Consider the following 26,449-nt stretch of genomic DNA (forward strand, 5'->3'; position numbering starts at 1 on the left):
GATGGCGCGCACCACGGAACGCAAGAAGCGCGGCGGCCGCCCGGAGCAGGGGCAGGAGCCGACGGCCAAGGACATCGTCCTCGACGAGCTCGAGGAGGAGTACGACTTCACGCCCACCGAGGCCGACGGCGACATGTTCGGCGGCGCCCCGGCGAAGAAGGCCGAGAACTTCTGGCCCTCCTTCAAGCGACTGATGGGCCTGCTCAAGCCGGAATGGCTCGGGATGGCGTGGGTCACGCTGCTCACGGTCGTGTCGGTCGTGCTCGTCGTCATCGCGCCGAAGATCCTCGGCGACGCAACCAACGTCATCTTCCAGGGCGTGATCTCCTCGCAGATCCCGCCGGGAGTGACGGTCGACCAGGCGATCGAGCAGCTGCGGGCCGCCGGGCAGAACCAGCTCGCCGACGTGATCGCCGGTTCCGGCGTCACGACCGGCCAGGGCATCGACTTCACCAAGCTCGGACAGCTCCTGATGGTCGTGCTGGCCTTCTACCTGGTGGCGTCGCTGCTGCAGTGGTGGCAGGGCTACCTGCTGAACGCCCTCGTCATGCGCGTGGTCTACGGCCTGCGCAAAGACGTGGAGGCGAAGCTGAACCGCCTCCCGCTCAGCTACTTCGACACCCGGCAGCGCGGCGACCTGATGTCGCGCGTCACCAACGACGTCGACAACATCCAGACCGCACTGCAGCAGGCGTTCTCGCAGCTGATCCAGTCGGTCCTGATGGTGATCGGCATCGGCATCATGATGTTCATCGTGTCGTGGCAGCTCGCTCTGATCGCGCTCATCTCCATCCCGCTCTCCGGCGTGATCGCGGGAGTGATCGGCTCGCGGTCGCAGAAGCTGTTCAAGACGCAGTGGGCGTCGACGGGCGCCCTCAACGGGCACATCGAGGAGTCGTACTCGGGTCTCGACCTGGTGCGTGCGTTCGGTCGCGACGAGGTCATGCTCGAGGAGTTCGACAGCCGCAACGGCAAGCTGCACAGGTCGCAGGTGGGCGCTCAGTTCGTCTCCGGCAGCATCATGCCGGCGATGAACTTCGTCTCCTACCTCTCGTACGTTCTCATCGCCGTGGTCGGCGGCCTGAAGGTCGCGGGCGGGACCCTGACCATCGGCGACGCGACCGCGTTCATCCAGTACTCGCGGGAGTTCTCGCAGCCGATCGGCCAGATCGCGGGCATGGCGAACATGCTGCAGTCGGGTGTGGCGTCGGCGGAGCGGACGTTCGAGTTCCTCGACTCCGAGGAGCAGACGCCGGACACCGACACCGAGCACCTCCCGGAGCGCGCCGACGGCCGTGTCGAGCTCGACCACGTCGACTTCTCGTACGACCCGGAGACCGAGCTGATCCAGGACCTCTCGCTGAGTGTCCAGCCGGGCAGCACGGTCGCCATCGTCGGGCCGACGGGCGCGGGCAAGACCACGCTGGTCAACCTGATCATGCGTTTCTACGAGCTGAACGGCGGCACGATCCGGCTCGACGGCATCGACACCACGCACCTCTCCCGTGCCGAGCTGCGCGGCCAGGTCGGCATGGTGTTGCAGGACGCATGGCTGTTCTCCGGCACGATCCGCGAGAACATCCGGTACGGCCGCCTCGACGCCACGGACGACGAGGTCATCGCCGCTGCCAAGGCCACCATGGTCGACCGCTTCGTGCGGCAGCTGCCGGACGGCTACGACACCGTCATCGACGCGGAGGGCGGCAACGTCTCCGCCGGTGAGCGGCAGCTGATCACGATCGCGCGCGCGTTCATCGCGAACCCGTCGCTGCTCATCCTCGACGAGGCGACGTCGTCGGTCGACACCCGCACCGAGCTGCTGGTGCAGCACGCCATGGCCGCTCTGCGGACCGACCGCACGTCGTTCGTGATCGCGCACCGCCTGTCCACCATCCGCGACGCGAACACCATCCTGGTGATGGAGCACGGCCGGATCGTGGAGCAGGGCGACCACGAGACGCTGCTGCAGAGGCGTGGCGCGTACTACGAGCTCTACATGACGCAGTTCCGCGGAGACGACGCGGAGGAGGAGCAGGAGCGCGACACCGAGGTTCAGGAAGAGGTGGCCGCCCCGTAACCGCCCAATCGGGTTGACGCGACACGCCGCCCCACGCTCTCGCGGGGCGGCGTGTCGCGTCGACCAGGCGTCAGCGGCGGGCGATCTTCGCGATGGTGCGGACGGCGACCACTCCGACGAGCACCCACGGTCCGACCACGATGATCGGGTCGAGCCAGCTGTGTTTGACGTCCGCGCGGCGCCGGCCGAAACGCGACGACAGCGGGTGGTGGCCGAGCTCCGACAGTACGCCGGACTCGGTGATCGGGTCGTCCGGGCGGCGGCTCGCGAGCGACTTCACGTGCTCGGTCACCGCATCCACCCGGTCGCCGAGCACCAACAGCATCCAGTGCGCGGTGCGGCCTTCGCTGTAGCGGTCGTAGGCGAAGCGCCGGATCGCGCCGGATACCCCGTGCAGCGGCTGCGCGGTGCCGAACACCGGCGTCAGCATCTCGTGCTCGATCGACCGCTCCCGGCCGGCTCTCGGCTCCTGCAGCGGCGGGAATTCCCAGTGCGCCCCGGTCGCCTCCGGGTCGAGCCGCTCCCGCGGGTGCGACGGCCGGTCGGCGGGGTCGCTGTCGACACCCCAGCCCGGGATGCGGGCGCGCAGCGCCTCAGAGTCGTACTTCTTCGTGTGGTCGCTTGCGACGTACGGCATGACGTTCTCCTCTCCTACGCAGCGCTCGGCACGACGAGCGGCTTGATGATGCCGTCCAGCTTGTTCGAGAACAGGTGGTAGCCGTCCTGGATGTGCTCCAGCGGGATCCTGTGCGTCACGATCTCGCTCGGCGTCAGGTAGCCGTTCCGGATGTGCTCGAACAGGCGCGGCCACTGCCGCTTCACCGGGCACTGGTTGGTGTTGATCCGCAGACCCTTGTTCATCGCGTCGCCGAACTTCACGGCGCTGAACAGCGGCCCGTACGCTCCCATCACCGAGATGGTGCCGCCCTTGCGGACCGAGTCGATGGCCCAGTTGAGGGCGACGGGGGAGCCGCCCTGCAGCTTCAGCTTCACCGAGATGATGTGCTGCAGCACCGCGCCGTCCGCCTCCGCCCCGACCGCGTCGATGACGACGTCGGCCCCGAGGCCGTCGGTGAGGCGCTTGATCTTCAGCACCACGTCCCCGACCTCGACGAAGTTGTAGGTCTCGGCGTGCGCGAACTCGCGCGCCTTCTGCAGCCGGTAGTCCAGGTGGTCGATCACGATGACCCGCCCGGCCCCCATGAGCCAAGCCGACTTCGCGGCGAACAGCCCGACCGGACCGGAGCCGAGCACCACGACGGTGTCGCCCTCCACGATCTCGCCCAGCTGGGCACCGAAGTATCCCGTGGGCAGCGCGTCGGTGAGCAGCACCGCGTCGTCGTCGGACATCCAGTCGGGGATGACCGTCGGGCCGACGTCGGCGAACGGCACGCGCACGTACTCCGCCTGGCCGCCGTCGTAGCCGCCGGTGGTGTGCGAGTAGCCGTAGATGCCGCCGACCGCCGTAGCGTTCGGGTTCACGTTGTGGCAGTTCGAGTACAGCCCGCGCACGCAGAAGTAGCAGCTGCCGCAGAAGACGTTGAACGGCACCATCACGCGGTCGCCCGCCTTCAAGTTGCGCACGTCGGGACCGACCTCGTCGACCACCCCGATGAACTCGTGCCCGAACGTGTGCCCGATCCGGGTGTCCGGCATCATGCCGTGGTACAGGTGCAGGTCGGAGCCGCAGATCGCGGCGAGCGTGACCCTCACGATCGCGTCGCCCGGATGCTCGATCTTCGGCCTGTCCTTCTCCTCTACGCGGATCTTGTACGGCCCGCGGTATGTCATGGCCAGCATGCTGCTCCTCTCGTGTGGACGGTCGCAGCCCACTCGAAGCCCGCGGCCGAGGCGAGTCGAGGCGTTGACAGCGCGCAAGGCCGGTGCCCCTACACCGTTTCGTTAGGCAAGTGAACGAGTTGCCGACGAAGCCAGCCGGACGTAGAACAGGAGCATGACCAAGGATGAGCGCGCCTCCCTGCCGCCGGGCCCCGAGTTCAGATACGGCGGTTACACGGTGCAGCTGGAGCCCGAGCACGGGCGGACGGGCCGTTGGCGCGTCGTCGACGACGAGAACTACTACGGCCTGATCGCGGCGGCCGACCCGATCAACGGCGACCCCGAGGTGCACTTCGCGGCGCACTTCCCGGGCGAGGAGGACATCCCGCCGATGAAGATCGTCCCCTTCTGGACGACGGCGGCCGAGTTCCTGCTCGACGCGGGGCAGGGCGAGGCGCTCTGGGGACTGCCCGACGACCGGACCGCGCCGCAGCCGATCGTCGCCGACGCCCTCCCGGGTCCGGACGACGAGGTCGAGGCAGCCGACCGGACCGACGCGCCCTAGGTCCCGACGACGACGGAAGGCCCGGAGCCGATCGGCTCCGGGCCTTCACGCCGTGCGCATTCGGTCAGGCGACCGCGCCGATGGCGAAGCTGACAGCGCCCTGGTCGTCGACCTGCGCGTCGAGCACCTTGTCGTCGAGGACCTCGGCGGCCTGAGTCTCCAGGAAGATGCGGGCCCCGCCCGACTCGACCACCTGGTCCGAAGCCTCGGGCTCCGGTGTCACCGCCGCCGCGAAGGCGGTGGCGTCGGTGTTGCTGCTGCTGATCCGCAGACCGGCCGTCTCATCGGGCGACTGGTCCGTCAGCGTCTTGACGATCGTGCTGGCGTTCTCGGTGAGGGTGAGCATGCGCTCTCCTTCCTTTGATGGTCCAGGAGTGACCCAGGTTCCCGCGGGTGCGGCATGGCCGCAACCCGTGTGGAGGCCATTGCCAGGGAACATTCACCGTCGCCTAGACACAGGTAGGGTCGGCGAAGTCCACCGACCGCCACGGGCTCTCCGGCGTGTTCATGAGGAGATGGTGGGGCCCGACGGCCGACGTGTACATGTGGTCGTCGTCGCCGAATCGCAGAGCCCGGCCCAGGATGTACCCCGCGGAGAACATCCGCCAGGAGTCGTAGACGGCGCGGGCGTTGCGACCGGCGATCCGGATTCCGTCCTCGGCCTCGGCGAAGGAGGCGAACCGGGCGCCGAGCCCCCAGCGGGAGAAGGGCACCGCGCGCCCGAAGTCGTAGGCGAGGATCGACGGCACGAACTCGTCCGGCGAGAGGACACCATCGCCGATCATGCGTTCCTCGTACTCGGTGATGTCCGATACGACGTGTGCGATCCATCCGCTGTCGTGGGGAGTCGTCTGGTCCGCATAGGCGAACCAGACGCCGGGTGTCCGGGCCCCCTCCGGATCGAAGGTGGCGAGTCTCCGGCGTGCTTCGAAGAGGTTCTCGAGATCGGGATCGGTGTTCGATCCGGCGAGGAGGCGCGCGAGCTGGACCGTCCATGACGCGTTGTCCTTCACATCCCACGATTCGCCGAGCCCGGTGACGTCGTCGATGTAGCAGGAGTAGATGTCCCCGACTTCGTTCCACGGTTGCCGACCGTGGACGGCGAGGTGGCCCCCGCACGCCAGCGCGTGCAGCAGCTCGGCATCCAGCGTCGCGTCGTCGTGCGTGATGAGCTGGTCGCTGCAGCCGGACGGCGCGGGTTCGGCGTCGCGGACCTTGGCCAGGAACGGGCCGATGCTGTTCGCGTCGGCGATCCGGAATTCGCTCGGAGTGCCGGGATTGATCACCAGGTCGCGCTTGCGCCCGGGCCCGCCCCAGAGCGAGTCGGGCACGACCGCGCACGCCACCACCGCATCGACCCGCTGAGGGAGGGCGCCGCGCGTGAAGATGGTCAGGTCGTGCGGCGTGGTCGACCGAAGGTTCTCCCAGTGCCGGTGATGGAGCGCGTCATCGAGACGGTTCCTCTTGATCGCCTTGTCGACACGGCGCTTGTCCACATGGGCGAAGAGGTCGGCCCGGGAGAGGAGCCGGAGGAACATCGAGAGATCGTTCGCCTCTTTGCACGCCACGAGTGCGCGCTCGATGTCCGTCGCCATCCGTTCTGCCTCTCCGTGTAGTGGGCGGGTCCGTCCGACCCGCCCACTTCTAGAGACGTCGACGCCACCGGCTCTCTGACGCGCCTACGAGAACGCCTTCACCAGCTCGCGGTCGAAGGCCTCGAGGTCGTCGGGCTTGCGCGACGAGACCAGGGTGAACGGTCCGTCGTCGACCACGACCTCCTCATCCACCCAGGTGGCGCCCGCGTTGCGGTAGTCGGTCTGGAGGCTGGGCCAGCTGGTCAGGGTGCGACCGCTGACCACACCGGCCTCGACCAGCACCCAGCCGCCGTGGCAGATGACCGCGATCGGCTTGCCCGCGTCGGCGAACGCCTTCACCAGCGAGACCGCCTCCGGGAACATGCGGACCTGGTCCCCGTTGGCGACGCCGCCCGGCAGCACGAGGGCGTCGAACTGGTCGGCGCTCGCGGAGTCGAGGGTCACATCCACCGGGAACGTGTCGGCCGGGGTGAGGTGGTTGAAGGCCTGCACCTCGCCGGACTCCTTCGAGACCAGCTTGGGCGTCCCTCCCGCCTCGGTCACCGCCTGCCAGGGCTGCACCAGCTCCGCCTGCTCGATGCCCTCCGGGCCGACCAGGAACGCGATCGTCTTGTCGTTCAGTGCCATGTCGTTCTCCTTCCGTCACCCCACCTGTACGCGCGCGGCGGGGCAGAATGAACCCATGGCGAGCATCCCGCAGCTGACTCTCAACGACGGCAACACGATCCCGCAGCTGGGCTTCGGCGTGTACAAGATCCCGGAGGCCGAGACGGCGGACGCGGTGGTCGCCGCGCTCGACGCGGGGTACCGGCACATCGACACGGCGGCCTTCTACGAGAACGAGCGCGGAGTGGGGGAGGGCGTCCGCCGGAGCGGGCTGGACCGGTCGGAGGTGTTCGTCACCAGCAAGGTGTGGTGGACCGACAACGGCTACGACTCGACCCTCCGCTCGTTCGACGCGAGCCTCGAGCGGCTCGGCTTCGACACGATCGACCTGTTCCTCATCCACTGGCCGGCGCCGAAGAGCGACCGCTACGTCGAGACGTGGCGCGCGCTCGAGCGGGTGCGCGACGAGGGGAGGGCGCGCTCGATCGGCGTGGCCAACTTCCACACCCACCACCTGGACCGGCTGGCGCGCGAGACGGAGACGGTGCCCGCAGTGAACCAGGTGGAGCTGCACCCGTGGCTGCCGCAGGCGGAGGTGCGGGCGTACGACGCGGCGCACGGCATCGTGACGGAGGCATGGTCGCCGCTGGCGCGCGGCCGCGTGCTCGGCGACCCGACGCTCGATGCGCTCGCGGCGAAGCACGGCGTCACGCCCGCGCAGATCGTCATCCGCTGGCAGATTCAGCTGGGCAACGTCGTCATCCCGAAGTCGACCTCGCCGGAGCGCATCCGCACCAACGCCGACGTCTTCGGCTTCACCCTCGACGCCGACGACCTGGCCGCAATCGCCGCCCTGGAATCCGGCGAGCGCACCGGCAAGGACCCCGACGACCTCGGCTGACCCACCTCCGCCGAGCCCGCCCGCCATCGAGTCCGCGAAGACTGCACGTCGCACCGGCGTGTCGCGTGCAGTCTTCGTGGACTCGATGGCGGGGGGTTACTCGCCGGAGGGGTGGGCGCCGACGACGTCGAGGAGCCAGGCGAGGGCGAAGGCGCGCTCGCGCCAGGCGGCGTAGCGTCCGGAGACGCCGCCGTGGCCCGCGGCCATCTCGATCTTGAGCAGCGCGTCGGCGTCCACCTCGCGCAGCTTCGCGACCCACTTGGCGGGCTCGACGTAGAGCACTCGGGTGTCGTTGAGGCTCGTGATCGCGAGGATGCGCGGGTAGTGCGTGCGGTGCACGTTCTCCAGCGGCGAGTACGACTTCATGTAGTCGTAGACCTCTGGATCGTGCAGCGGGTCGCCCCACTCGTCCCACTCGATCACGGTGAGCGGCAGGGACGGGTCCAGGATGCTGGTGAGCGGGTCCACGAACGGCACCTCGGCGAGGATGCCGGCGAAGTCGCGCGGCGCCAGGTTCGCCACGGCGCCCATCAGCAGGCCGCCGGCGCTCCCGCCCTGAGCGGCCATCCGCGACGGCTCCGTCCAGCCGCGGTCGACCAGGTGCCTGGCCGCGGCGACGAAGTCGGTGAAGGTGTTCTTCTTGTGCAGCTTCTTGCCGTTCTCGTACCAGAGCCGGCCGAGCTCCCCGCCGCCGCGCACGTGCGCGATCGCGAACACCACGCCGCGGTCGAGCAGGCTGAGGCGCGGGATGCCGAACGACGGGTCCATGCTGGCCTCGTACGACCCGTAGCCGTAGAGCACGAGCGGCGCCGGGTCGCCCGGCGTGACCAGGTCGCGGCGGTACACCAGCGAGATCGGGATGCGCGCGCCGTCGGACGCGGTCGCCCATTCCCGGCGCTGCTCGAACAGCGAGGGGTCGAACCCGCCGAGCACAGGCTGCTGCTTGCGGAGCGCCAGCTCGCCGGTGCGCACGTCGTAGTCGTACACGGTCGAAGGCGTCACGAAGCTGCCGTAGCCGAGGCGGAGGAAGGGCTGCGTCCACTCGGGGTTGCCGCCGACACCGACGGTGAAGAGCTCCTCGTCGAAGTGCAGCTCGTGCGGGGTGTCGTCGGCCGGGCGGTCGCTCGCCGGGTCCGGCACGCAGGCGACCGCGACGCGCGTCATTCCGTCGCGGCGGTACTCGACGCTGACGAAGTCGCGGAACGCATCCACACCCTCCAGCCGCACGGCCGGGTCGTGCGGAAGCAGGACCTTGCGCGGGCCCTGCGGGTCCTCCGCCGAGACGCTCACCAGCTCGAAGTTGACCGCGTCGTCGTTGTGCACGATCAGCAGGCGGTCGTGGCCGCCGACCACGGCGTGCTCGAGGTCGTACTCGACGCCCTCCTTCCGCGGCCAGACCACCGAGAACTCGCCGGTCGGGTCGTCGGAACGGAGCAGCCAGGCCTCGCTGGTGATGTTCGACCCGGCCTCGATGACGAGGAAGCGGCGGCTGCGGGTGAGGCCCACGCCGATCCAGTAGCGCTCGTCGGGCTCGTGGAACACCTGGACGTCCTCCACCTCGGGCCCGTCGCCGACGCGGTGCCGCCAGATGGTGTCCGGTCGCCAGGAGTCGTCGACCGTCGCGTAGAAGACATAGGCGCCGGTCTGGTCGAACAGCGCGCCGCCCGAGGTCCCCTCGATCTCGTCCGGGAACTCCACGCCGTCGTCGACGAGCGAGCGGATGCGGAGGGTGTAGCGCTCGTCGCCCTCGGTGTCGACCGCCCACAGCAGCCGTGTGCCGTCGGCGCTCACATCGAAGCTGCCGAGCGCGTAGAAGTCGTGCCCCTCCGCCTCCGCGTTGTCGTCGAGGAGCACCTGCTCGCCGGGGAGGCCGTCGCGCTGCGCCTCCTCGTCGAGGGTCGGCGGCACCCAGTCGTCCGCAGAGGCGATCGGCGCACGGCAGTGGATGCCGTACTGCTTCCCCTCGACCGTGCGGGTGTAGTACCACCAGTCGCCCTCGCGCACCGGGACGCTCATGTCGGTCTCGCGGGTGCGGGCCTTGATCTCGTCGAAGATCTGCTCGCGCAGCACCGCGAGGTGCTCCGTGCGGGCGTTGGTGTAGGCGTTCTCCTCGTGCAGGTGCGCGATCACCTGCTGGTCGTCCTTGTCGCGCAGCCACTCGTAGTCGTCGACGTAGACGTCGCCGTGGTGGATGCGTTCGACGGGCTTCTTCGGCGTGACCGGCGGGGTGAGCATAGCCCAAGGCTATCGGGCGATGCCCACCCCGCCGCCTGCGGTCACGGGCGCAGCAGCACCTTGCCGACGCGGCCGGGGGTGTCGCTGGCGGCGACGGCGGCGGAGATGTCGCCGAGCGCGTGGGTGCTCGCCACGGGCAGGGTCAGGGTGCCGTCCTGGATGCGGGCGAACAGCTCCTGGAAGAGCCGGCCGCGCTGGTCGGCCGGCATCTCGCGGCTGACGACGCTGCCCCAGAAGCCCTTGACGGTGGCCTGCTTGAAGATGATGTCGCCGGCGGAGAGCTCGAGCTTCGGCGACCCCATGGAGCCGAAGACGACGAGCGTGCCGTTCTCGGCGAGGGTCCCGAGCACATCGCCCGCTGCGGACCCGCCGACGGAGTCGACGCCGACGCGGATCGGCGCACCGCCGGTGATCTCGGCCACGCGGTCGCGCCACGCCGGGTCGTCGGTCGCGACGATCCGCTCGATGCCCTGCGCACGCAGCTCCTCGACGCCGGCGGCCCGGCGCACCAGGCCGACGACGTTGAGGCCGCGGGCGGACCCGAGCTGGGCGACCATGCGGCCGACGGCTCCGTTCGCGGCGTTCTGGATCATCCAGTCGCCCTCGCCGAGACCGAGCGAGTCGATCAGGCTGATCGCGCTGAACGGCATCGAGACGAGCTGGGCGGCTGCCTCGTCGGGAAGGCCGTCCGGCACGGGGATGAGGGCGCCGGCGCGGGCGACGAAGTACTCGGCCCAGACCCCGAAGGTGCCGCCGGTGACGACGCGCTGGCCGACGGCGAGCTGGTCGACGCCCTCGCCGAGCGCATCCACGACGCCGAGCGCCTCGGTGCCGGCCTGCGCCGGCAGCTCCGGCTTGAAGCCGTAGGTGCCGCGCACCGTCCACAGGTCGTGGTTGTGGATGGGGGAGAGCAGCATCCGGACGCGGACCTCGCCCGGACCGGGCTCGGGCAGCGGGCGCTCCTCGACGGCCAGGACCTCGGCCGGGTCGCTGAACGTGTGGTGGATCAGTGCCTTCATCGCTCAGTCCTCCGAGACCGTGATCGTGACATCGATGTTGCCACGGGTGGCGTTGGAGTAGGGGCACACCAGGTGAGCGGCATCCGCCAGCTCCTGAGCCTGCTCGTGCTCGAGCCCGGGCAGGACGACCTCGAGCAGCACGGAGAGCTGGTAGCCGCCCTCGCCGTTCGGGCCGATCTGCACCCGGCCGCCGACGGACGAGTCCTCCAGCTTCACCTTCTTGCCGCGGGCGACCGCCTGCAGCGCGGAGTGGAAGCACGCCGCGTACCCGGCGGCGAACAGCTGCTCCGGGTTGGTGCCGGCGCCCGAGCCGCCCATCTCCTTCGGCACGGCGAGGTCGAGTGCGAAGGTGCCGTCGCTGGTCGCGACACGGCCGTCGCGCCCGGCTCCGGTGGAGAGGGCTTCTGCGGTGTAGAGGGCGTTCATCGTTGCCTTTCGTGGGTGGTTCATTCGGTTGCGGCGACCGGCTGCTGCGCCGCGGCGTGCATGGTCTCGGTCAGCCGGTGCAGCGTGTCGATGAGGGCCGCTGCGGCCTTCTCGTCGGGCAGGCCGGTGCCCGCGACGATCCGCTGCGGGATGTGCGCCAGCTGCGGGCGCAGCTCCAGTCCGCGCTCGCCGACGGCGACGGTCACGACGCGCTCGTCGCCGGGGCGGCGCTTGCGCGTGACCAGCCCGGCCTGCTCCATCCTGCGCAGCAGGGGAGACAGCGTGCCGGAGTCGAGCTGCAGGTGCTCGCCGAGCGACCCGACGGTCTGCTCGCCCTCCACCCACAGGGTGACGAGGACGAGGTACTGCGGGTAGGTCAGGCCCCACGGCTCCAGGAGCGTGCGGTAAGCCTGCGTGGTGGCGCGCGTCGCGGCGTACAGCGAGAAGCACACCATCTCATCGGTCACGGGCATACGAATATCGTTGCACGCAATTAGATTGTGCACAACTTAATGGAGATGCTTGTCAGGATGCGGTGTCGCCGCCGCGAAGCGTGACGGCGAGGGCGCCGAAGGCGTCGTGCACGCGGCCGAGGTCCGGCGGGGCGGCGAGGCTACGGCGGGCGGTGGCGATGGCACCGCGCAGGCGCTCGCCGTCGTGCGCCCCGGCGCCGTCTGCGCGGTCGGCGAGCCGGGCGTCCAGCGCCTCCGGCAGCGCAGCCGCCACCTCGATGCAGTCGATCGCGCGCACCCGGCGGCCCGCGATCATCCGGGCGGCGCGATGCGCGGGGGCGAGCTGCTCGACCCGGGCGACGGACGCGCGGAAGGCGGCGATCCGGCGTGCGCGTTCGCCGGGAGCAACGTCCGGGCCCGCGGGCGAGAGCGCCGAGCCGAGGGCGGTGAGCACGTCGGCGAGTCTCCGACGCAGCACGTCGACGCTCTTGACCGGCAGCACGAACCAGCTCGCCGCGATGCCCAGCACCGCGCCGACGACGATGGCGACGAGCCGCTCGCCGAGCATCCCCGCCTCCCCGGCGATCGTCGTCGCACCGGTCAGCTCCTGCAGCAGCGACAGCGCGAGCGTCACCGCGACCGCCCAGTACGCGTAGCTCACCGTCCGCAGCCAGGTGCCGGCGAAGAGTGCGAGGAAGATCGCGACCACCGCACCAGGGTCGGACGCGTCGGGCAGCACCGCCACGATCGCGACGGCGCCGATGGTGCCGCCGAGCGCGCCGAGCACACGCAGGGCGCTCTTGTGCAGCACGTCGGCGCGGCCTCGGTTGCCGGAGCAGACCAGGAACGCCGTCAGCACGACCCACATGACGTGGTCCGGGAAGACGGCCCAGCCGACCAGGAAGGCCGCCGACAACGCGACCGCCATCTGGACCGCCATCCGCGTGCTGGCGGGCAGGCGGCGACGACCCGGCTTCGCAGTCGCCTGGCGTCGCGGCTCAGGCGGAGGTGCGGCCTCCTGCAGCTGCGCCTCGCCCGGGATGAGTCGCAGCACCTCGCGCGCGACCGCGACCCAGAGCGCCGCCACCACGCCGGCCACCAGCACGAGGGCGGCCGTCAGCCAGGCCGGGACGCCGGGAGAGGGCGGCACGGGTGCGACGAGCACGGCGGTCAGCGGGAGGGCGATCAGGGCGCCGAGGCGGGCGACGCGCGGGCCGAAGCGGCGCATCCAGATCGGGATGCTCATCCCGGCCACGAAGAGCGCCGCGCCGAGCGGCGGAACCGTGACGAGCAGCCAGCCGACCGCTCCGGCCCCGAGGCCGATCACGGGGAGGAGCGCGGCTGAGCCCGCGAAGTCGGCTCGCGTCGCGAACGTCCGGCGGCCGAGGGAGAGCGCCACCACCGTCGCCAGCACGCAGGCGGAGCCGCCGGCGCCGACGGCGAGACCGATGAACCACATCGTCGCGCAGGCTCCCGCCGCCGCGGCGGTGACGACCAGCGCGGCCAGCCCGATGCGCACTCTCACCGCGTCATCCTCTCACCGTGCGACCCCCTGAAGGCGGGTGAGCGCGCCGACGGGCAGCCTTGGTAGCTTTCGAGCAGTCCCGCCGCCGACCCCCGAAGGTGAATCGCATGGCCGCTCACGACATCCCCGACACACCCGACGTCCGCGAGAAGATGGCGCAGACGCAGCAGGAGGCCGTGACCGCGCTCGGCCTCACACCGGGCCGCGTGGAGGTGTGGGAGGACGGCTACCGCGCCGCAGGCGCGGCAGACTCGACGTTCGAGTGGTGGTACTTCGACTGCCAGTTCGACGACGGATCGACCCTGGTCGTCACGTTCTCGAACAAGCCGCACACCGACCCGTCCGGCCCGCTGACGCCGACGGTCCTGATCATCCGTCAGCTGGCCGACGGGTCGCGGCTGCACCTCGAGCCGACCTTCCCGGCCGACGAGTTCGCCGCGGCGACCGACCGCTGCGACGTGCGCATCGGCCCGAACACGGTCACCGGCGACCTCGACCACTACGTGCTGCACGTGGAGGCGGACGGCATCGTCGCCGACGTGACCATCGACCGCGAGGCGCCCTCCTGGCGGCCGGGAGCAGGCGTCAGCTACTTCGACTCCGCGCGCACGCACTACCTCGCCTGGGTGGTGCCGGTGCCGTACGGTCGCGTCTCGGCGGTCATCGGCCAGGGCGGAACGACGAGCGAACTCACCGGCAGCGCCTACCACGACCACAACTGGGGAAACCACCTGATGGGGTCGTTCCTCGACCACTGGTACTGGGGGCGCGCCCACGTGGGCGAGTACACGGTCGTTTACGTGCGGATGACGACGAAGGGCCTGATGGGGTTCGGCGAGCTGAACATCCCGACCTTCTATCTGGCCAAGGGCGACACGCTCATCACCGACGACCTTCTGCCGCTCCGGCTGGAGACCAGTGGAGACGTGCCCGGGCCGGGGCACCAGACCTACCCCACGCGCATGGTCTGGTCCTGGAGCTCCGACCGCGGCACCATCACGATGACGGCGACCGAACCGAAGCTCATCGAGTCGCTCGACATGGGCGTCCCGCGGCACGGCATCGCGCGCCTGCTGCACGCGTCCGAGCACCCCATGTACTACGACTTCAACGCGGACCTGGAGCTCGACATCGCGCTCGACGACCTGACCGACCACGTCACCGGCCGCACCCTCTACGAGAAGATGATGTTCCGCTGACCTCCCTGGTCAGCGGGCGGCGGCGAAGGCGAGGAGGGCGGCGCCGGTGCGGCCTGCGTCTCCGCCGAGCGCGCTCCGCACCACGGGCGGGCGATCGCGCCAGGCGAGGCCGTCCGACATCCGGTCGCCGAGCGGACCGAACAGTGCGTCGCCCGCGTGCGAGACGCCGCCGCCGAGCACGATGAGTCCGGGGTCGAGCAGCAGGGTCAGGATGTTGAGGCCCTGCGCGAGCACGTCCAGCGCCTCCGACCAGATGCGGTCGGCGAGCGCGTCCTCGCCCAGCCGGGCCACGATCGTCCGCGTGCTCAGCGCCTCCCCGCCCGCGGCGCGGTACCGCCGGGCGACGCCGGCGCCGGACATGTACACCTCGAGGCAGCCGCGCTGGCCGCAGGTGCACGGCTCCCCGCCCGGGATCACCGGGATGTGACCGAACTCGCCGGCGGCGCCGGTCGCGCCGGTCACGGCGCCGCCGGACGAGACGAGGGCGGCGGCCACGCCGGTGCCGATCGGCACGAGCGCGAAGTCGCCGAAGCCGCGGGCGGCGCCCGTGCTCCGCTCGGCGAGCCCCGCGGCGCGGACGTCGTGTCCGACGGCGACGGGCAGCTTCAGCTCCGCGCGGAGGATGTCGAGTAGCGGGACGTCGCGCCAGCCCAGGTTGGACGCGTAGTGCACGAGCCCGCGCTGCTCGTCCAGCATCCCCGGTGTCGCGACCCCCGCGCCCACCACATCGTGGCCGGCGTCGGCGGCGGTCCGGCGCAGCTCCGCCAGCATCGCCACGAGGGCCGTCAGGATGCCGTCCGACGGCGTCGCGAGCGTCGACTCGGCGAGCGTCGCGCCGTCCTCCGCGACGACGGCTCCCTTCATCCCGGTCCCGCCGAGGTCGACGGCGAGGACGACAGGGAGGCCGCTCATGCGTCGCGCCCCTCAGCAGCGCCACGCACAGCGGAGACGACCGAGCGCACGACCTCCGCGGAGGTCACCTCGCGCGTCCCCGCGTCGTACGCGGTGGGCGTCCCGGCCGCTGCGGCCGCCGACGGCACCGCGTGCTGGGCGCGCAGGTGCACCTCGCGCACGCCGGTGCGCTCCAGCACCTCCGTCACGTTCGCCGGGCGGACGCCGCCGCCCGCCAGGATCCGGATGCGATCGCCCGCGAGCTCGACCAGCCGGGCCAGGTCGTCGGCCCCCTCCAGCACCGTCGGGGCGCCCGCGGACGTGAGCACCCGCGAGACGCCGAGCGCGACGAGCTGCTCCAGCCCTTCCGCGTGGTCCGCCAGTTGGTCGAACGCCTTGTGGAACGTCACCGGCGCGTCGCCGCACGCCGCGACCAGGCGGCGGGTCGCATCCACGTTGATCCGTCCATCGGCGCGCAGCGCGCCGATCACGAAGCCGAGCACGACGCCCGCCGGGTTGGGCAGCGCCCGCATCGAGTGGATGTCGTCGACCATCGCCTGCAGCTCGTCCTCGTCGTACACGAAGTCGCCCGGCCGCTGCCGCACGAGCACCTGGATGCCGATGCTCGTCGCCATCCGCAGCGCCGCCGCGACCGTGCCGATCGAGGGAGTGATGCCGCCCTCCGCGAGCGCGGCGCACAGCTCGATGCGGTCGGCGCCCTCCTCCTCCGCGATCCGCACCCCGGCGAGGTCGTCCAGACAGATCTCGACGGCGGTCACGCGAGGCGTCCGAGCGCGGCGGTCAGGTCGGCGCCGAGCTCGATCGAGCCGACCGGGCGTCCGCCGCCGAGCACCGGGAGATCGACGAGGGCGCGCGCGTCCGCGATCGGGGTGCCGAGCGCCTCCAGCACGCGCAGCGCGATCAGCGTGGTCGCCCGAGGGCTGCCGTCCACGATCTTCATCGCGACCGCGGTGCCGTCGGCCGCAGCGACACCGATGACCCCCTCCGCGCCGCCCTTGGCGAGCGCGCCGGGGACGGTCTCCATCAGGGTCGTGTTCTGGTGGCCGGACCCGCCGACGTAGTAGGGGTGCTCGCGCATGGCGTCCGCGACGGCACGCTCGGGCGTTCCCGACTCGGCCTGCACCAGCCGGCCGAAGGCGCGCGCGATCCCGCGCACGGTCGTGCCGAACAGCGGTGCGCCGCAGCCGTCGATCGCGTCATGGCCGACCGGCACGCCGGTGACCTCGGCCATCACCTCCCGGAGGTGCTGCTGAAGCGGGTGAGCGGGATCCAGGTAGCCCTCGGTCGGCCAGCCGTTGGTCGCCGCGGCGAGCAGCATCGCGGCATGCTTGCCGGAGCAGTTCATCCGCACGCGCTCGCGGCCCTCGCCGTCGCGCAGCATCCGCTCGAAGGTCGCCTGGTCCTCCGGCCGGTCGACCGGGCAGCCGAGGGCGTCGTCGCCGACGCCGGCCCGCTCCAGCAGGGTGCGCACCACGCGCACGTGCTCGTCCTCGCCGGTGTGGCTGCCCGCGGCGATCGCGAGCTCGGGCCCTGCGAGCGGTGCACCCGCGGTCAGGCAGCCGAGCGCCTGCAGCGGCTTCACCGTGCTGCGGGGCAGCACGACGGCATCCGCGTCGCCGAGCTCGAGCAGGGTCGCGCCCGACGGGTCCAGCGCGACCAGGCTGCCGAAGTGCCTGCTCTCGATCAGCCCGGAGCGGCGCACCACCGCCAGCTCGGCGAGCGGGACGGCGGCTCCGGCGGTCGGAACGGTCACGGTGGCGGCGTCAGGCATGGTCGGCTTTCGTGGTGTCGGCGTCCTCGGCGTGGGATGCAGCCGCGACGGCAGGAAGGGAGGGGAGGGTCGGCGGGGCCGTCGTGCGGCGGCGCGACCCGCGCTGCAGGCGCGAGGCGAAGGCCGAGAGGCTGCCGTTGACGATCAGGTAGATGACCGTGACGGCGACATAGGTGGGGATGAGCAGGTGCAGGTACGAGGCGAGCACCTGGCCGCGGTACAGCAGCTCGGTGAACGCGACGATGTAGCCGAGCGAGGTGTCCTTCAGGAGGCTGACGAACTGCGTCACGAGCGACGGCGTCACGTTGCGCACCGCCTGCGGGAGCACCACGTACGTCATCGCCTGCACCGGCCGCATCCCGAGGCTGAGCGCCGCCTCGCGCTGGCCGCGCGGCAGGCTCAGGATGCCGGCCCGCACGATCTCGGCGAAGACGGCCGCGTTGGCGATCGTCAGCGGAACGACGAGCTTCCACAGCGTCGGCAGGTTGATGCCGATCTGCGGCAGGCCGAACAGCATGAGGTAGATGACCAGCAGCACCGGGACGGTGCGCGCGATCTCGATGTAGAGCCCGCAGAGGAAGCGCACCCACTTCACGTGGCTGACCCGGCCGAGGGCGAGCAGCACGCCCAGCGCGGCGCCGAGCACGGCCACGATGGCGGCGGCCTCCAGCGTCCCGAGCAGACCGACGAGCAGGTACTGCCAGATCGCCCACTCGGTGAACGGGGCCCAGCGTTCAGGCGCGAGCTGACCGTGGGCGGCGAACTGCCAGAGCCCCAGGCCGACGACGGCCGCGAAGATCGCGACGCTGACGATCGAGCCGATCAGGATGTTGCGCCGGCCGCGCGGGCCGGGCACGTCGTAGATGAAGGCGGCGTCGTAGCGGCGCTTCGAGCGCTTCGCGCGCACGGGTGCCGGCCGGTCGGGGATGAGCTGCGCGGTCATCGGGCGATCGCCACCTTCCGCTCCACCCAGCCGGCGGCGAGGCCGATGGCGAGGGCGATGGCCATGTAGAGCAGTCCTGCGCTGGAGAAGATCAGGATGGGCTGCGCCGCGACGAGGTTGATCTTGTTGACCTCGGCGGTGAGCTCGACCACGCCGACCGCCGCGGCGAGGGCCGTGTTCATCGCGAGTGCGATCATCACGTTGCCGATCGGCTGCACGACCGCCCGCAGCGCCTGCGGGACGACGACGTACCGCAGCGACTGCCAGAGGGTGAGGCCGAGGGCGCGGGACGCCTCCACCTGCCCGACCGGGACGGTGTTGACGCCGGAGCGCACGGCCTCGGCGACGTACGCAGCTTCGTAGACCGTGAGCACGATGATCGCGGTGGGCGTCAGCGGCAGCAGCAGCCCGGCATCCGGGAGCGCGAACACCGCGAGCAGCAGGAGCGCCAGCAGCGGGACGTTGATGAAGAACTGGACGTAGAGGAACGCGGCGGCGCGGAGCACCGGGATGGGGCTCACCCGGGCGATGGTGATCAGCACGCCGAGGATGATGGAGCCGACGCCGGCCACCACGGCCATCAGCAGCGTGGTGCCGAGTGCCTGGAGCAGCGGTCCCAGGTTGTCGATCAGGGGGTTCATCGTTCTCTCGTCCAGCGGTGGAGGGGATGGGGTGGCCGGATGCGCGCGGGCATGGGGGGCTGCCTCGCACGCGCATCCGGCCGGTCTGTCAGGAGCCGGGGACCGAGCCGATCTCCGGCGGCGTCGGAACGTCGGAGTCGGTCACGGTGCCGAGCGTGGTCTTCCACGCCTTGCCCCACTGGCCGCCCTTCTGGATGGTCTTCAGCCACTCGTTGACGAACTTCTTGAAGTCGTCGTCGCCGTGCTTCAGGCCGATGCCGTACGGCTCCTTCGTGAAGGGCTGCCCGACCACCTTGATCTGCTTCTCGCTGGCCGCGTCGCTGGCGAGCAGCGTGTAGTCCTGCACGTAGGCGTCGCCGCGGCCCTGGATGAGCGCCTGAACGGCGGCGGGGTCGGTGCCGAACGCGGTGACGGTCGCCTTCGGGGCGATCTTCGGCACCTCGGTGACGGCCGGCGTGTTGGCGCCGACGATCACGTTCTTGCCGTCGAGGTCCTTGTAGCTCTTGATGTCCTTGTTGTCGCTCTTCACGGCGACCGCGAGGCCGGACTCGAAGTACGGGCCGGCGAAGTCGACCTGCTTGGCGCGCTCCTCGGTGATCGTGTACGTGTTGAAGACGACGTCGACCGTGTCGTTCTGCAGCATCGCCTCACGGGTCTCCGACGCCGGCGGCACGATCTCCACGTTCGGCTTGCCGATGATGTAGGTGGCGAGCAGCTTGGCGAGCTCGGCGTCGAAGCCGTTGACCTTGCTGGGGTCGGTCGGGTCCTGCTGCGAGAGCAGAGGGGCGTCGAGCGCCTCGGCGACGATGAGCTTGCCGCGCTTCTTGATCTTCTCCATGGTCGAGCCGGAGAGGATGAGGTCGGCCTTGGCGACGGGCGCGCCGGCGAGCACGGAGTCTCCGGACGCGGTGGAGCTGGCGTCGCTGCCGGGCAGTGCCGTGTTGCCGGAGCAGGCGGTGACGGCGAGCGTCACGGCCGCGAGCACGACGCCCGCGAGGGCGCCCTTCCTGCGGATGCTGCGGGTCATGGGATGAATCCCTTTCTGATCGGACGGGGGTGTGATGTGGAGCAGGTGGTGCGCGGCCTCGTGCGTGCGGGTTTCAGTGCGAGAGCACGGAGGCCAGGAACGACTGCGCCCGCGCGGTGGCAGGCGAGTCGAAGAACTGTGCGGGCGGGGCCTGCTCGACGATCTGGCCGCGGTCCATGAAGACCACGCGATCGGCGGCGCGGCGGGCGAAGCCCATCTCGTGGGTGACCACGATCATGGTCATGCCCTCCTTGGCGAGCGAGGTCATGACATCCAGCACCTCGCCCACCATCTCGGGGTCGAGGGCGCTGGTCGGCTCGTCGAACAGCATCACCTTGGGCTGCATGGCGAGCGCGCGGGCGATGGCGGCGCGCTGCTGCTGCCCGCCGGAGAGCTGCGCGGGGTGGCTCTGCGCCTTGTCGGCGATGCCGACGCGCTCCAGCAGCTCCATCGCCTGCGCCCGCGCCGCGTCCTTGCCCAGCTTCCGCACCTTGAGCGGCGCGAGTGTGACGTTGTCGAGGATGGTGCGGTGCGCGAACAGGTTGAAAGACTGGAACACCATCCCGACCTCGGCGCGCAGCTTCGCCAGCGGAGCGCCCTCCTCCGGCAGCAGCTCGCCGTCGACGCGGATCTCGCCGGAGTCGATGGTCTCGAGCCGGTTGATCGAGCGGCAGAGCGTCGACTTGCCGGAGCCCGACGGCCCGACGACCACGACCACCTCGCGCTCTGCGACGTCGAGGTCGATGCTCTGGAGCACGTGGAGGTCGCCGAAGTGCTTGTCGACCGCGCGCAGGCTCACCATCGGCCGGGCGTCCACTGCTGTCATGGGGAGGTTCCTCGCATCGTCTTCGGGCAGGTTTCGATGAGCGTACTAAGTGTCTGCTGTTTATCGCAATATCAAAATTAGTTAATGCGAGATCGAACGAAGTCGGTACAGTATTCTTCAACGCAGCGGAGGCATACCCGTCCTCCGCGAGTCGAGGGGACGCGGCAGTGGTGAGTGCGACAGGGCCGAGCACGGTAGAGGGCGCGCCCGTCCATGCCGGGCACGGGACGCCGGGCGGCATCCTCGACCTCGTCCGGTCCGGCCGCTCCCGCTCGCGCGCCGACATCGCCCGCAGCACCGGGCTGTCGCCCTCCACGGTCTCGCAGCGCGTCGACGCGCTGATCGCCGCAGGCTACCTGCGCGAGGCCGGCGCCGGAGTCTCGCAGGGCGGCCGCCGCCCGCGCGCGCTCGAGGTGGATGCGTCCACCGGCGTCGTCTGCGCCGCCGACCTCGGCTCGCACCACGCCACGTTCGGGCTCATCGACCTCGGCGGACACCTTCTCGCCTCGCGCACGGAGCAGACCGACATCTCCGCGGGCCCCGCATCGATCCTCCGCTGGATCGCCGAAGTCGCCGCAGAGCTGACCGCCGAGCACGCTCAGCCCGGGCAGACGCTGCGCGGTTTCGGCGTCGGGCTGCCCGGCCCGGTCGACTCCACCACCGGCCGCATGGTGTCGCCCTCGCGCATGCCCGGCTGGAACGGGGTGGATGTGGCGGCCGACCTGAGCCGCATCACCGGCCTGCCCGCCGCCGCCGACAACGACGCCAACCTGATGGCCCTCGGCGAGTACGACAGCCTCGGCGCCGACGTCGGAGAGCTTGTCTTCGTCAAGGCCGGTTCGAGCATCGGCTGCGGGGTCGTCGCCTTCGGCGGCGTCTACCACGGCCACCACGGCATGGCCGGCGACATCAGCCACGTCACCGTCCCCGGCGCCCCCGCCGTGCTCTGCTCGTGCGGGCGGATCGGGTGCCTGGACGCCGTCGCCGGCGGCGCCGCCATCGTCCAGTCGCTGCGCGCATCCGGCGTGGACGTGACCGACACCCGCGAGGTGCTGGCCCTCGCCCGCGACGCGCACCCGCGGGCGACGCAGGAGCTGCGCGAGGCGGGCCTCCGCACCGGCGGTGTGCTCGCCACCATCATGAACTTCTTCAACCCGCAGCGACTGGTGCTCGGCGGCATCCTCGGCGAGGCCGACGCGTTCGTGGCCGGCGTCCGCTCGGCGATCTACTCGGACTGCCTCCCGATGATCACCGACCAGCTCGACATCGCGGTGAGCGTCGCGAAGGAGCACGCGGGCATCCGCGGCGCCGGCCGGCTCATCCTCGACTCCGTCTTCGATCCGGCCGCCGTCGACCTCGTCGTGCGATGACCCACGGCGTCGTGGTCGTCGGCGCGGGCCGGATGGGCCGTGCTCACGCGGCCGCCTGGGCCGCCAACGGCGTGCCGGTGCTCTGGGCGGTGTCGCCGCGGAGCCGGCCCGAGCTCCCCGCCGCGCCCGACGCCCGCTGGGCCGCCGACCTCGCCGAGGCGCTCGCAGACCCGGCCGTCACGATCGTCTCGGTCTGCACGCCGACACCGTCCCATGTGGAGCTCGCGATCCGGGCGCTGGAGGCCGGCCGCAGCGTGCTGCTCGAGAAGCCGATCGCGCTGACCCTCGCCGACGCGCAGCGCGTGGCCGAGGCCGCGGCCCGCGCTCCCGGTGTGCTCATGGTGGCGCACGTCGTCCGGTTCGTCCCCGGCTACGCCGCGCTCGCGTCGCGCGTCGCCGCCGGGTCGGTGGGGCGGCCGCGGCTGGTGCGCGCCTCTCGGGTGTCGGCGAGACCGGTCGGCTACGACTGGCTGGAGGACGAGGAGCGGTCGGGCGGGATGCTCGTCGACTTCGCCATCCACGACCTCGACCAGGCGAACGCCTACCTGGGCCGCGCGGTCGCGGTGACCAGCGTCCGGGCCGGCGGCGCGGGTTTCGGTGTGCCGACGGCCACCACCGTCGAGTACGCCGGCGGCGGTGTCGCGCAGGTGCTCAGCGTCTCCGACCTCCCGGAGGGGCAGCCGTTCACCGCCGGTCTCGAGGTGGTCGGCGACACCGGTGTGGATGCTGCCGAGCCGGACGCCGGGGACGCCTTCGCCGAGCAGGCGCGCTACTTCCTCGCCTGCGTCGACGCCGGCGTCCCGCCGGAGCGCGCCCCGGTCGCGGCGGCCGTGGACGCGCTGCGGGTCGCCCTGGCCGCACGCGAGTCCGCGCGCACGGGACGACGGGTCGAGCTCGGCGGGTAGGGTGGCCCCGTGAACGACAAGTGGTGGCAGTCGGCGGTCGTGTACCAGGTGTACCCGCGGAGCTTCGCGGACAGCGACGGAGACGGCATCGGCGACCTGCGGGGCATCATCCAGCACCTCGACTACCTGCAGACTCTCGGCGTCGACGTGGTCTGGCTGTCGCCGATCTACGCGTCGCCGCACGACGACAACGGGTACGACATCAGCGACTACCGGGCGATCGACCCGCTGTTCGGCACCTTCGAGGACTTCGACGAGCTGCTGGAGGGCCTGCATGCCCGAGACATGAAGCTCGTCATGGACCTGGTGGTCAACCACACCTCCGACGAGCACCCCTGGTTCATCGAGTCGGCCTCCTCCACCGACAACCCGAAGCGCGACTGGTACTGGTGGCGGCCGGCCCGCGAGGGCCACCGCGCCGGCGAGCACGACGCAGAGCCCAACAACTGGGGCTCGTTCTTCTCCGGCCCCGCGTGGCAGCTCGACCCGCAGACCGGCGAGTACTACCTGCATCTCTTCTCGCGCAAGCAGCCCGACCTCAACTGGGAGAACCCGGAGGTGCGGGCGGCCGTCTACGAGATGATGAACTGGTGGCTCGACCGCGGCGTCGACGGGTTCCGGATGGACGTCATCAACTTCATCTCCAAGGTCACAGACCTGCCGGACGGCGAGGTCCCGGAGGGCGGCCTGTTCGGCGACGCATCCCCGTACTTCGTCGACGGCCCCCGCATCCACGAGTTCCTGTACGAGATGCACCAGCGGGTGTTCACCGGCCGCGGCGACCGCTACCTGACGGTGGGGGAGATGCCCGGGGTGACGATCGCGGAGGCCCGCCGGTTCACCGACCCGGCGAACGCCGAGGTCGACATGGTGTTCCAGTTCGAGCACGTCGATCTCGACCACGGCCCCGGCGGCAAGTGGGACCACCGGCCGGTGAGCGTGCTCGACCTGAAACGCAATCTGAGTTCCTGGCAGGAGGGGCTGGCCGATGTCGGCTGGAACAGCCTGTACTGGAACAACCACGACCAGCCGCGGGTGGTCAGCCGGTTCGGCGACGACGGCGAGCACCGGGTGGCGTCGGCGAAGGCCCTCGGCACCGTCCTGCACCTGATGCGCGGGACGCCGTACGTCTACCAGGGCGAGGAGCTCGGGATGACGAACGTGCCGTTCGCGACGATCGGCGACTTCCGCGACATCGAGTCGCTCAACCACTACGCCGAGGCGGTCGACATCCTCGGCGAGCCGGCGGAGGAGGTGCTGGCGGCGCTCCGCCGGACCAGCCGCGACAACGCCAGGACGCCGATGCAGTGGACCGCCGGTCCGAACGCGGGCTTCACCAGCGGCACCCCGTGGATCGCGGCCAACCCGAACGCCGCCACCATCAACGCCGAGGCGGAGGTCGCGGATCCCGACTCCGTGTTCGCGCACTACCGGGCGCTCATCGACCTGAGGCACCGTTCCCTGGTCGTCGCGCACGGCGACTACCGGCTCGTGCTCGCCGACCACCCGCAGGTGTTCGCGTACACGCGTTCGCTCGACGGCGCATCGCTCCTGGTGCTGGCGAACCTGACCCGTTCGGCGGCGTCGTTCGACCCCGCGGAGCTGCCCGGCTGGGCCGGCGCGGAGCCAGTGCTCGCCAACCTCGGCACCGCGACGGACGCCGCCGACGGCACTCTGCGCCCCTGGGAGGCCGTGGTCTTCGCGCGCTAGCCCCGGGTCCAGAGCGAGTGATTCTCCCAGCCTTCCGGGACGCCCATGTCCTTTGTGGACAGCGCGCCCGTGGGAAATGCCATCAGACACGCAGCCGCGCGCTTCGGCCAGTCGCACTCAGGATCGAGCACGCCCACCAGATACCCCATTCCTGCGAGCGCGTTGTAGACGCCGAAGTCAGCCTTCGCTCCCCCTGCGTCGCGCAGATGATCGAGCGCCGGGATCTGTCCGTTCCTCGGCCGACTCGGTGCGACCACCAGCTTGCGGTTGAAGAGACGAGCGTGATGTGCAGACACGTTGCGGACGTAGTTGATACTGGCGAGCCAGCTGCTGAACATCTTCTTCGTCGGCACACCGAACGAGCCTGCTATCTCTGTCGCCAGATCGTTCTGAAGTGCGGAGAAGAGGCGACTCAGGTGACCGAGTTCCAGAATCTCTGTCAGCAACCAGCAGCCGGAGAAGCCGGTCGTATTCGATCAGCTGGGCCGCATAGGAAAGGGTCGTGCCTGGACGGTAGTCATCTCGTACGCGGACGCGCCGGCGTCCCGTGTCATCGAAGTAGATCTCGGAGTTGCGGAACGGGTAGAGATAGCCGGTCAGCCGGTAGTAGCCGACCTGCCGCAGAAGGATGTTCGCTTGGGCCGCGGAGCCGATCTCAACGCCACGCTTCCGTAGCCGGTCTGCCTGCTGATCGAGGTCCAGCCACGGCTTCGTGTAGCGCGACAACTCTCCTCCTGTTAAAAGAAAATCAGCCCGAGCTGTTAAGCGAGCGGGCTGATCGTGATGAGTCAAAGATATCACACCTCGTCGCTCGCGGCTGAGCAGACCGGGTCCTTGTGCCGCGCCGCCCGCGGGTGTGTGATGGGCGGCACGGACGGGAGGGACCATGGGCAATTACGTAGCGCGAGCGGAAGTGGACGTGGCTGCACCGCGGCGCGTGGTGTGGGAGGTGCTCACGAGCAACGGGTCGCGGCCGGAGATCCTGTTCGGGGCGCGGGTCTCCTCCGATTGGAGGCTCGGGTCCACCATCACGTGGAGCGGAGAGTACGAGGGCAAGGAGTTCGAGGATCACGGCCGGATCGTCGAGCTGGAGGATCTGCAGGAGCCGTGGCGGATCGTCCTGACCCACTTCAGTCCGCTGAGCGGCCTTCCGGATGTGCCGGACAACTACCACTCGCTGCGGTTCGAGCTCGACGAGATCCACGGTGGCACGCGCGTGACACTGGATCAGGACAACAATCCGACGCGCGAGGCGGCGGAGCATTCGCAGGCCAACTGGGCTCAGATGCTCTGCGGCGTGAAGACGGTGGCGGAGCGGGAGGCGGCGGCCCGCTGACGGTCAGTCTCCGAAGGCTTCGCGCAGGAAGGCGTCGAGGAACACGTCGAACGCGTGCACCGTCGCGGTGCGGTCGCCGCTCATGAGGTAGCCGAAGTGCAGGCCGGCGGCCGAGTCGACCAGCCAGTGCGCGAGCACGCCCGCGCGGCGGGTCTCGACGCCCTGCTTCTTGAGCCACGACTTAACGGTGTCGCGCCAGCCGGTGAATGCGGTGGTGATGCGCTTCCCGATGTCGGGGTCGATCGGCTCGAGCGCACCGGCCTCGAACTGGAGGCGGAGGGCCGTGCGATTGTTCTCGCGCAGGGAGTGCCGGAAGGCCTCCTTGTACCAATCGCGGAACTGATCGCGGTCGAATGCGGTCACATCCACGCCGACGAGCGACTCGCTCTGCTGGCGCACGCCCTCCTCGAGGATGGCGTCGATCATCTCCTGGCGGGAACCGAAGTGGTAGACGAAGGAGTAGGTGCTGACCCCGAGCGCGCTGGCGAGGCTGCGGAAGGTCATACGGGAGAGCGGCTCTGTCGCCACATGGTCCATGATGCGGCCGAGCAGCTCGGGCTTCCGGTTCGGATCTGGCGTTCGTCCCACGCGATAACACTAGTCGGAATATCGCGCCAGATGGCTAGGCA

27 protein-coding genes and 1 pseudogene are annotated in these 26,449 nt (G+C 70.5%); 8 read left to right on the forward strand and 20 right to left on the reverse strand.

The window, feature by feature from the left end; genetic code table 11:
- Position 1: 1 nt before the first annotated feature.
- A complete protein-coding gene (locus HNO83_RS11290; RefSeq protein WP_175337618.1) occupies positions 2-2,077 on the forward strand; it encodes an ABC transporter ATP-binding protein in 2,076 nt (691 codons plus the stop codon).
- A gap of 70 nt (positions 2,078-2,147) precedes the next feature.
- Here HNO83_RS11290 and HNO83_RS11295 read toward each other — a convergent pair whose 3' ends face one another.
- Together HNO83_RS11295 and HNO83_RS11300 are read right to left on the reverse strand one after the other, a co-directional pair.
- The gene (locus HNO83_RS11295; protein WP_175337619.1) at positions 2,148-2,714 is read right to left on the reverse strand and encodes a hypothetical protein; all 567 of its coding nucleotides are present in this window, start codon (positions 2,712-2,714) and stop codon (positions 2,148-2,150) included.
- A gap of 14 nt (positions 2,715-2,728) precedes the next feature.
- A complete protein-coding gene (locus HNO83_RS11300) occupies positions 2,729-3,877 on the reverse strand; it encodes a zinc-dependent alcohol dehydrogenase (RefSeq protein WP_175337620.1) in 1,149 nt (382 codons plus the stop codon).
- 154 nt (positions 3,878-4,031) lie between these two features.
- On the opposite strand from HNO83_RS11300, the gene HNO83_RS11305 reads away from it, so the two are divergent.
- Positions 4,032-4,421: a hypothetical protein gene (locus HNO83_RS11305; protein ID WP_175337621.1), complete on the forward strand. Its 390-nt coding sequence runs from the start codon at positions 4,032-4,034 to the stop codon at positions 4,419-4,421.
- Between the two features lie 64 nt (positions 4,422-4,485).
- Here HNO83_RS11305 and HNO83_RS11310 read toward each other — a convergent pair whose 3' ends face one another.
- The 3 genes from HNO83_RS11310 to HNO83_RS11320 all read right to left on the reverse strand — a co-directional run bounded on the left by HNO83_RS11310 (position 4,486) and on the right by HNO83_RS11320 (position 6,643).
- Positions 4,486-4,767, reverse strand: a complete 282-nt coding sequence (locus HNO83_RS11310) for a Fe-S cluster assembly protein HesB (RefSeq protein WP_175337622.1) — start codon at positions 4,765-4,767, stop codon at positions 4,486-4,488.
- 103 nt (positions 4,768-4,870) lie between these two features.
- Complete coding sequence (locus HNO83_RS11315) at positions 4,871-6,016, reverse strand: DUF1266 domain-containing protein (protein ID WP_175337623.1); 1,146 nt, start codon at positions 6,014-6,016, stop codon at positions 4,871-4,873.
- A gap of 84 nt (positions 6,017-6,100) precedes the next feature.
- Positions 6,101-6,643, reverse strand: a complete 543-nt coding sequence (locus tag HNO83_RS11320; RefSeq protein ID WP_175337624.1) for a type 1 glutamine amidotransferase domain-containing protein — start codon at positions 6,641-6,643, stop codon at positions 6,101-6,103.
- A 55-nt stretch (positions 6,644-6,698) separates the two neighbouring features.
- Here HNO83_RS11320 and HNO83_RS11325 point away from each other — a divergent pair, with 55 nt between their 5' ends.
- A complete protein-coding gene (locus HNO83_RS11325; protein WP_175337625.1) occupies positions 6,699-7,523 on the forward strand; it encodes an aldo/keto reductase in 825 nt (274 codons plus the stop codon).
- Between the two features lie 96 nt (positions 7,524-7,619).
- Here the strand turns inward: HNO83_RS11325 and HNO83_RS11330 are convergent, their stop codons facing one another.
- From HNO83_RS11330 to HNO83_RS20770, 5 genes are read right to left on the reverse strand one after another with little or no spacing between them, the layout of a single operon-like run.
- Positions 7,620-9,758, reverse strand: a complete 2,139-nt coding sequence (locus tag HNO83_RS11330; RefSeq protein ID WP_175337626.1) for a S9 family peptidase — start codon at positions 9,756-9,758, stop codon at positions 7,620-7,622.
- Positions 9,759-9,799: 41 nt separating this feature from the next.
- Positions 9,800-10,777 (reverse strand): zinc-binding dehydrogenase, encoded by a 978-nt coding sequence (locus tag HNO83_RS11335; RefSeq protein ID WP_175337627.1) that lies wholly within the window; start codon positions 10,775-10,777, stop codon positions 9,800-9,802.
- 3 nt (positions 10,778-10,780) lie between these two features.
- Positions 10,781-11,203, reverse strand: coding sequence for an organic hydroperoxide resistance protein (locus HNO83_RS11340; protein WP_175337628.1), 423 nt, complete (start codon positions 11,201-11,203; stop codon positions 10,781-10,783).
- 20 nt (positions 11,204-11,223) lie between these two features.
- Positions 11,224-11,676: a MarR family winged helix-turn-helix transcriptional regulator gene (locus tag HNO83_RS11345; RefSeq protein ID WP_175337629.1), complete on the reverse strand. Its 453-nt coding sequence runs from the start codon at positions 11,674-11,676 to the stop codon at positions 11,224-11,226.
- A 52-nt stretch (positions 11,677-11,728) separates the two neighbouring features.
- Complete coding sequence (locus HNO83_RS20770) at positions 11,729-13,180, reverse strand: FUSC family protein (protein WP_175337630.1); 1,452 nt, start codon at positions 13,178-13,180, stop codon at positions 11,729-11,731.
- A 107-nt stretch (positions 13,181-13,287) separates the two neighbouring features.
- Here HNO83_RS20770 and HNO83_RS11355 point away from each other — a divergent pair, with 107 nt between their 5' ends.
- Positions 13,288-14,379: a hypothetical protein gene (locus HNO83_RS11355; RefSeq protein ID WP_175337631.1), complete on the forward strand. Its 1,092-nt coding sequence runs from the start codon at positions 13,288-13,290 to the stop codon at positions 14,377-14,379.
- 9 nt (positions 14,380-14,388) lie between these two features.
- On the opposite strand, the gene HNO83_RS11360 is transcribed toward HNO83_RS11355, so the two are convergent.
- The 7 genes from HNO83_RS11360 to HNO83_RS11390 all read right to left on the reverse strand — a co-directional run bounded on the left by HNO83_RS11360 (position 14,389) and on the right by HNO83_RS11390 (position 20,499).
- Positions 14,389-15,291: an ROK family protein gene (locus tag HNO83_RS11360; protein ID WP_175337632.1), complete on the reverse strand. Its 903-nt coding sequence runs from the start codon at positions 15,289-15,291 to the stop codon at positions 14,389-14,391.
- The gene (locus tag HNO83_RS11365) at positions 15,288-16,049 is read right to left on the reverse strand and encodes a copper homeostasis protein CutC (protein ID WP_175337633.1); all 762 of its coding nucleotides are present in this window, start codon (positions 16,047-16,049) and stop codon (positions 15,288-15,290) included. The genes HNO83_RS11360 and HNO83_RS11365 overlap by 4 nt, the downstream gene beginning before the upstream one ends.
- Positions 16,046-17,062 (reverse strand): asparaginase, encoded by a 1,017-nt coding sequence (locus HNO83_RS11370; protein ID WP_175337634.1) that lies wholly within the window; start codon positions 17,060-17,062, stop codon positions 16,046-16,048. Before HNO83_RS11370 ends, HNO83_RS11365 begins: the two co-directional genes overlap by 4 nt.
- Complete coding sequence (locus HNO83_RS11375; protein ID WP_175337635.1) at positions 17,055-18,005, reverse strand: amino acid ABC transporter permease; 951 nt, start codon at positions 18,003-18,005, stop codon at positions 17,055-17,057. Before HNO83_RS11375 ends, HNO83_RS11370 begins: the two co-directional genes overlap by 8 nt.
- Complete coding sequence (locus tag HNO83_RS11380) at positions 18,002-18,646, reverse strand: amino acid ABC transporter permease (RefSeq protein ID WP_175337636.1); 645 nt, start codon at positions 18,644-18,646, stop codon at positions 18,002-18,004. The genes HNO83_RS11375 and HNO83_RS11380 overlap by 4 nt, the downstream gene beginning before the upstream one ends.
- 88 nt (positions 18,647-18,734) lie before the next feature.
- Positions 18,735-19,673, reverse strand: a complete 939-nt coding sequence (locus tag HNO83_RS11385) for a glutamate ABC transporter substrate-binding protein (protein ID WP_175337637.1) — start codon at positions 19,671-19,673, stop codon at positions 18,735-18,737.
- A 73-nt stretch (positions 19,674-19,746) separates the two neighbouring features.
- Complete coding sequence (locus tag HNO83_RS11390) at positions 19,747-20,499, reverse strand: amino acid ABC transporter ATP-binding protein (RefSeq protein WP_283810087.1); 753 nt, start codon at positions 20,497-20,499, stop codon at positions 19,747-19,749.
- A 167-nt stretch (positions 20,500-20,666) separates the two neighbouring features.
- On the opposite strand from HNO83_RS11390, the gene HNO83_RS11395 reads away from it, so the two are divergent.
- Genes HNO83_RS11395 through HNO83_RS11405 form a run of 3 tightly spaced genes read left to right on the forward strand, consistent with a single transcriptional unit; the run spans position 20,667 to position 24,484 of the window.
- Entirely contained in the window at positions 20,667-21,869 is a 1,203-nt protein-coding gene (locus tag HNO83_RS11395) for an ROK family transcriptional regulator (RefSeq protein ID WP_349627153.1), read from the forward strand.
- Positions 21,866-22,774: a Gfo/Idh/MocA family protein gene (locus HNO83_RS11400; RefSeq protein ID WP_175337638.1), complete on the forward strand. Its 909-nt coding sequence runs from the start codon at positions 21,866-21,868 to the stop codon at positions 22,772-22,774. Before HNO83_RS11395 ends, HNO83_RS11400 begins: the two co-directional genes overlap by 4 nt.
- Positions 22,775-22,783: 9 nt before the next feature.
- Positions 22,784-24,484, forward strand: a complete 1,701-nt coding sequence (locus HNO83_RS11405; protein ID WP_175337639.1) for an alpha-glucosidase — start codon at positions 22,784-22,786, stop codon at positions 24,482-24,484.
- On the opposite strand, the gene HNO83_RS20870 is transcribed toward HNO83_RS11405, so the two are convergent.
- Together HNO83_RS20870 and HNO83_RS20875 are read right to left on the reverse strand one after the other, a co-directional pair.
- A complete protein-coding gene (locus tag HNO83_RS20870) occupies positions 24,481-24,930 on the reverse strand; it encodes an Abi family protein (protein ID WP_249776674.1) in 450 nt (149 codons plus the stop codon). The two genes, HNO83_RS11405 and HNO83_RS20870, sit on opposite strands and share 4 nt — an antisense overlap.
- Before the next feature lie 52 nt (positions 24,931-24,982).
- Positions 24,983-25,372, reverse strand: a pseudogene (locus tag HNO83_RS20875) (hypothetical protein); the annotation flags it as partial.
- Between the two features lie 31 nt (positions 25,373-25,403).
- Here HNO83_RS20875 and HNO83_RS11415 point away from each other — a divergent pair.
- Positions 25,404-25,820 carry an SRPBCC family protein gene (locus HNO83_RS11415; RefSeq protein ID WP_349627155.1) on the forward strand — a complete coding sequence of 139 codons (417 nt, stop codon included), beginning with the start codon at positions 25,404-25,406 and terminating at the stop codon, positions 25,818-25,820.
- A 3-nt stretch (positions 25,821-25,823) separates the two neighbouring features.
- On the opposite strand, the gene HNO83_RS11420 is transcribed toward HNO83_RS11415, so the two are convergent.
- On the reverse strand, positions 25,824-26,408 hold the full coding sequence (locus HNO83_RS11420) for a TetR/AcrR family transcriptional regulator (protein ID WP_175337641.1): 585 nt from the start codon (positions 26,406-26,408) through the stop codon (positions 25,824-25,826).
- Between the last annotated feature and the right edge of the window lie 41 nt (positions 26,409-26,449).

Source organism: Leifsonia sp. C5G2 (assembly GCF_013359685.1).
In the GTDB taxonomy this organism is placed as follows: domain Bacteria; phylum Actinomycetota; class Actinomycetes; order Actinomycetales; family Microbacteriaceae; genus Leifsonia.

Bases quoted from the DNA above. Each gene is read 5' to 3' on its own strand.
- HNO83_RS11380 (WP_175337636.1), bottom strand. From the start codon at position 18,646: ATGAACCCCCTGATCGACAACCTGGGACCGCTGCTCCAGGCACTCGGC.
- HNO83_RS11385 (WP_175337637.1), bottom strand. From the start codon at position 19,673: ATGACCCGCAGCATCCGCAGGAAGGGCGCCCTCGCGGGCGTCGTGCTC.
- HNO83_RS11345 (WP_175337629.1), bottom strand. From the start codon at position 11,676: ATGCCCGTGACCGATGAGATGGTGTGCTTCTCGCTGTACGCCGCGACG.
- HNO83_RS11290 (WP_175337618.1), top strand. From the start codon at position 2: ATGGCGCGCACCACGGAACGCAAGAAGCGCGGCGGCCGCCCGGAGCAG.
- HNO83_RS11325 (WP_175337625.1), top strand. From the start codon at position 6,699: ATGGCGAGCATCCCGCAGCTGACTCTCAACGACGGCAACACGATCCCG.
- HNO83_RS11335 (WP_175337627.1), bottom strand. From the start codon at position 10,777: ATGAAGGCACTGATCCACCACACGTTCAGCGACCCGGCCGAGGTCCTG.
- HNO83_RS11310 (WP_175337622.1), bottom strand. From the start codon at position 4,767: ATGCTCACCCTCACCGAGAACGCCAGCACGATCGTCAAGACGCTGACG.
- HNO83_RS11360 (WP_175337632.1), bottom strand. From the start codon at position 15,291: ATGAGCGGCCTCCCTGTCGTCCTCGCCGTCGACCTCGGCGGGACCGGG.
- HNO83_RS11375 (WP_175337635.1), bottom strand. From the start codon at position 18,005: ATGACCGCGCAGCTCATCCCCGACCGGCCGGCACCCGTGCGCGCGAAG.
- HNO83_RS11320 (WP_175337624.1), bottom strand. From the start codon at position 6,643: ATGGCACTGAACGACAAGACGATCGCGTTCCTGGTCGGCCCGGAGGGC.
- HNO83_RS11295 (WP_175337619.1), bottom strand. From the start codon at position 2,714: ATGCCGTACGTCGCAAGCGACCACACGAAGAAGTACGACTCTGAGGCG.
- HNO83_RS11390 (WP_283810087.1), bottom strand. From the start codon at position 20,499: ATGACAGCAGTGGACGCCCGGCCGATGGTGAGCCTGCGCGCGGTCGAC.
- HNO83_RS11315 (WP_175337623.1), bottom strand. From the start codon at position 6,016: ATGGCGACGGACATCGAGCGCGCACTCGTGGCGTGCAAAGAGGCGAAC.
- HNO83_RS11355 (WP_175337631.1), top strand. From the start codon at position 13,288: ATGGCCGCTCACGACATCCCCGACACACCCGACGTCCGCGAGAAGATG.
- HNO83_RS11400 (WP_175337638.1), top strand. From the start codon at position 21,866: ATGACCCACGGCGTCGTGGTCGTCGGCGCGGGCCGGATGGGCCGTGCT.
- HNO83_RS11300 (WP_175337620.1), bottom strand. From the start codon at position 3,877: ATGCTGGCCATGACATACCGCGGGCCGTACAAGATCCGCGTAGAGGAG.
- HNO83_RS11340 (WP_175337628.1), bottom strand. From the start codon at position 11,203: ATGAACGCCCTCTACACCGCAGAAGCCCTCTCCACCGGAGCCGGGCGC.
- HNO83_RS11330 (WP_175337626.1), bottom strand. From the start codon at position 9,758: ATGCTCACCCCGCCGGTCACGCCGAAGAAGCCCGTCGAACGCATCCAC.
- HNO83_RS11370 (WP_175337634.1), bottom strand. From the start codon at position 17,062: ATGCCTGACGCCGCCACCGTGACCGTTCCGACCGCCGGAGCCGCCGTC.
- HNO83_RS11305 (WP_175337621.1), top strand. From the start codon at position 4,032: ATGACCAAGGATGAGCGCGCCTCCCTGCCGCCGGGCCCCGAGTTCAGA.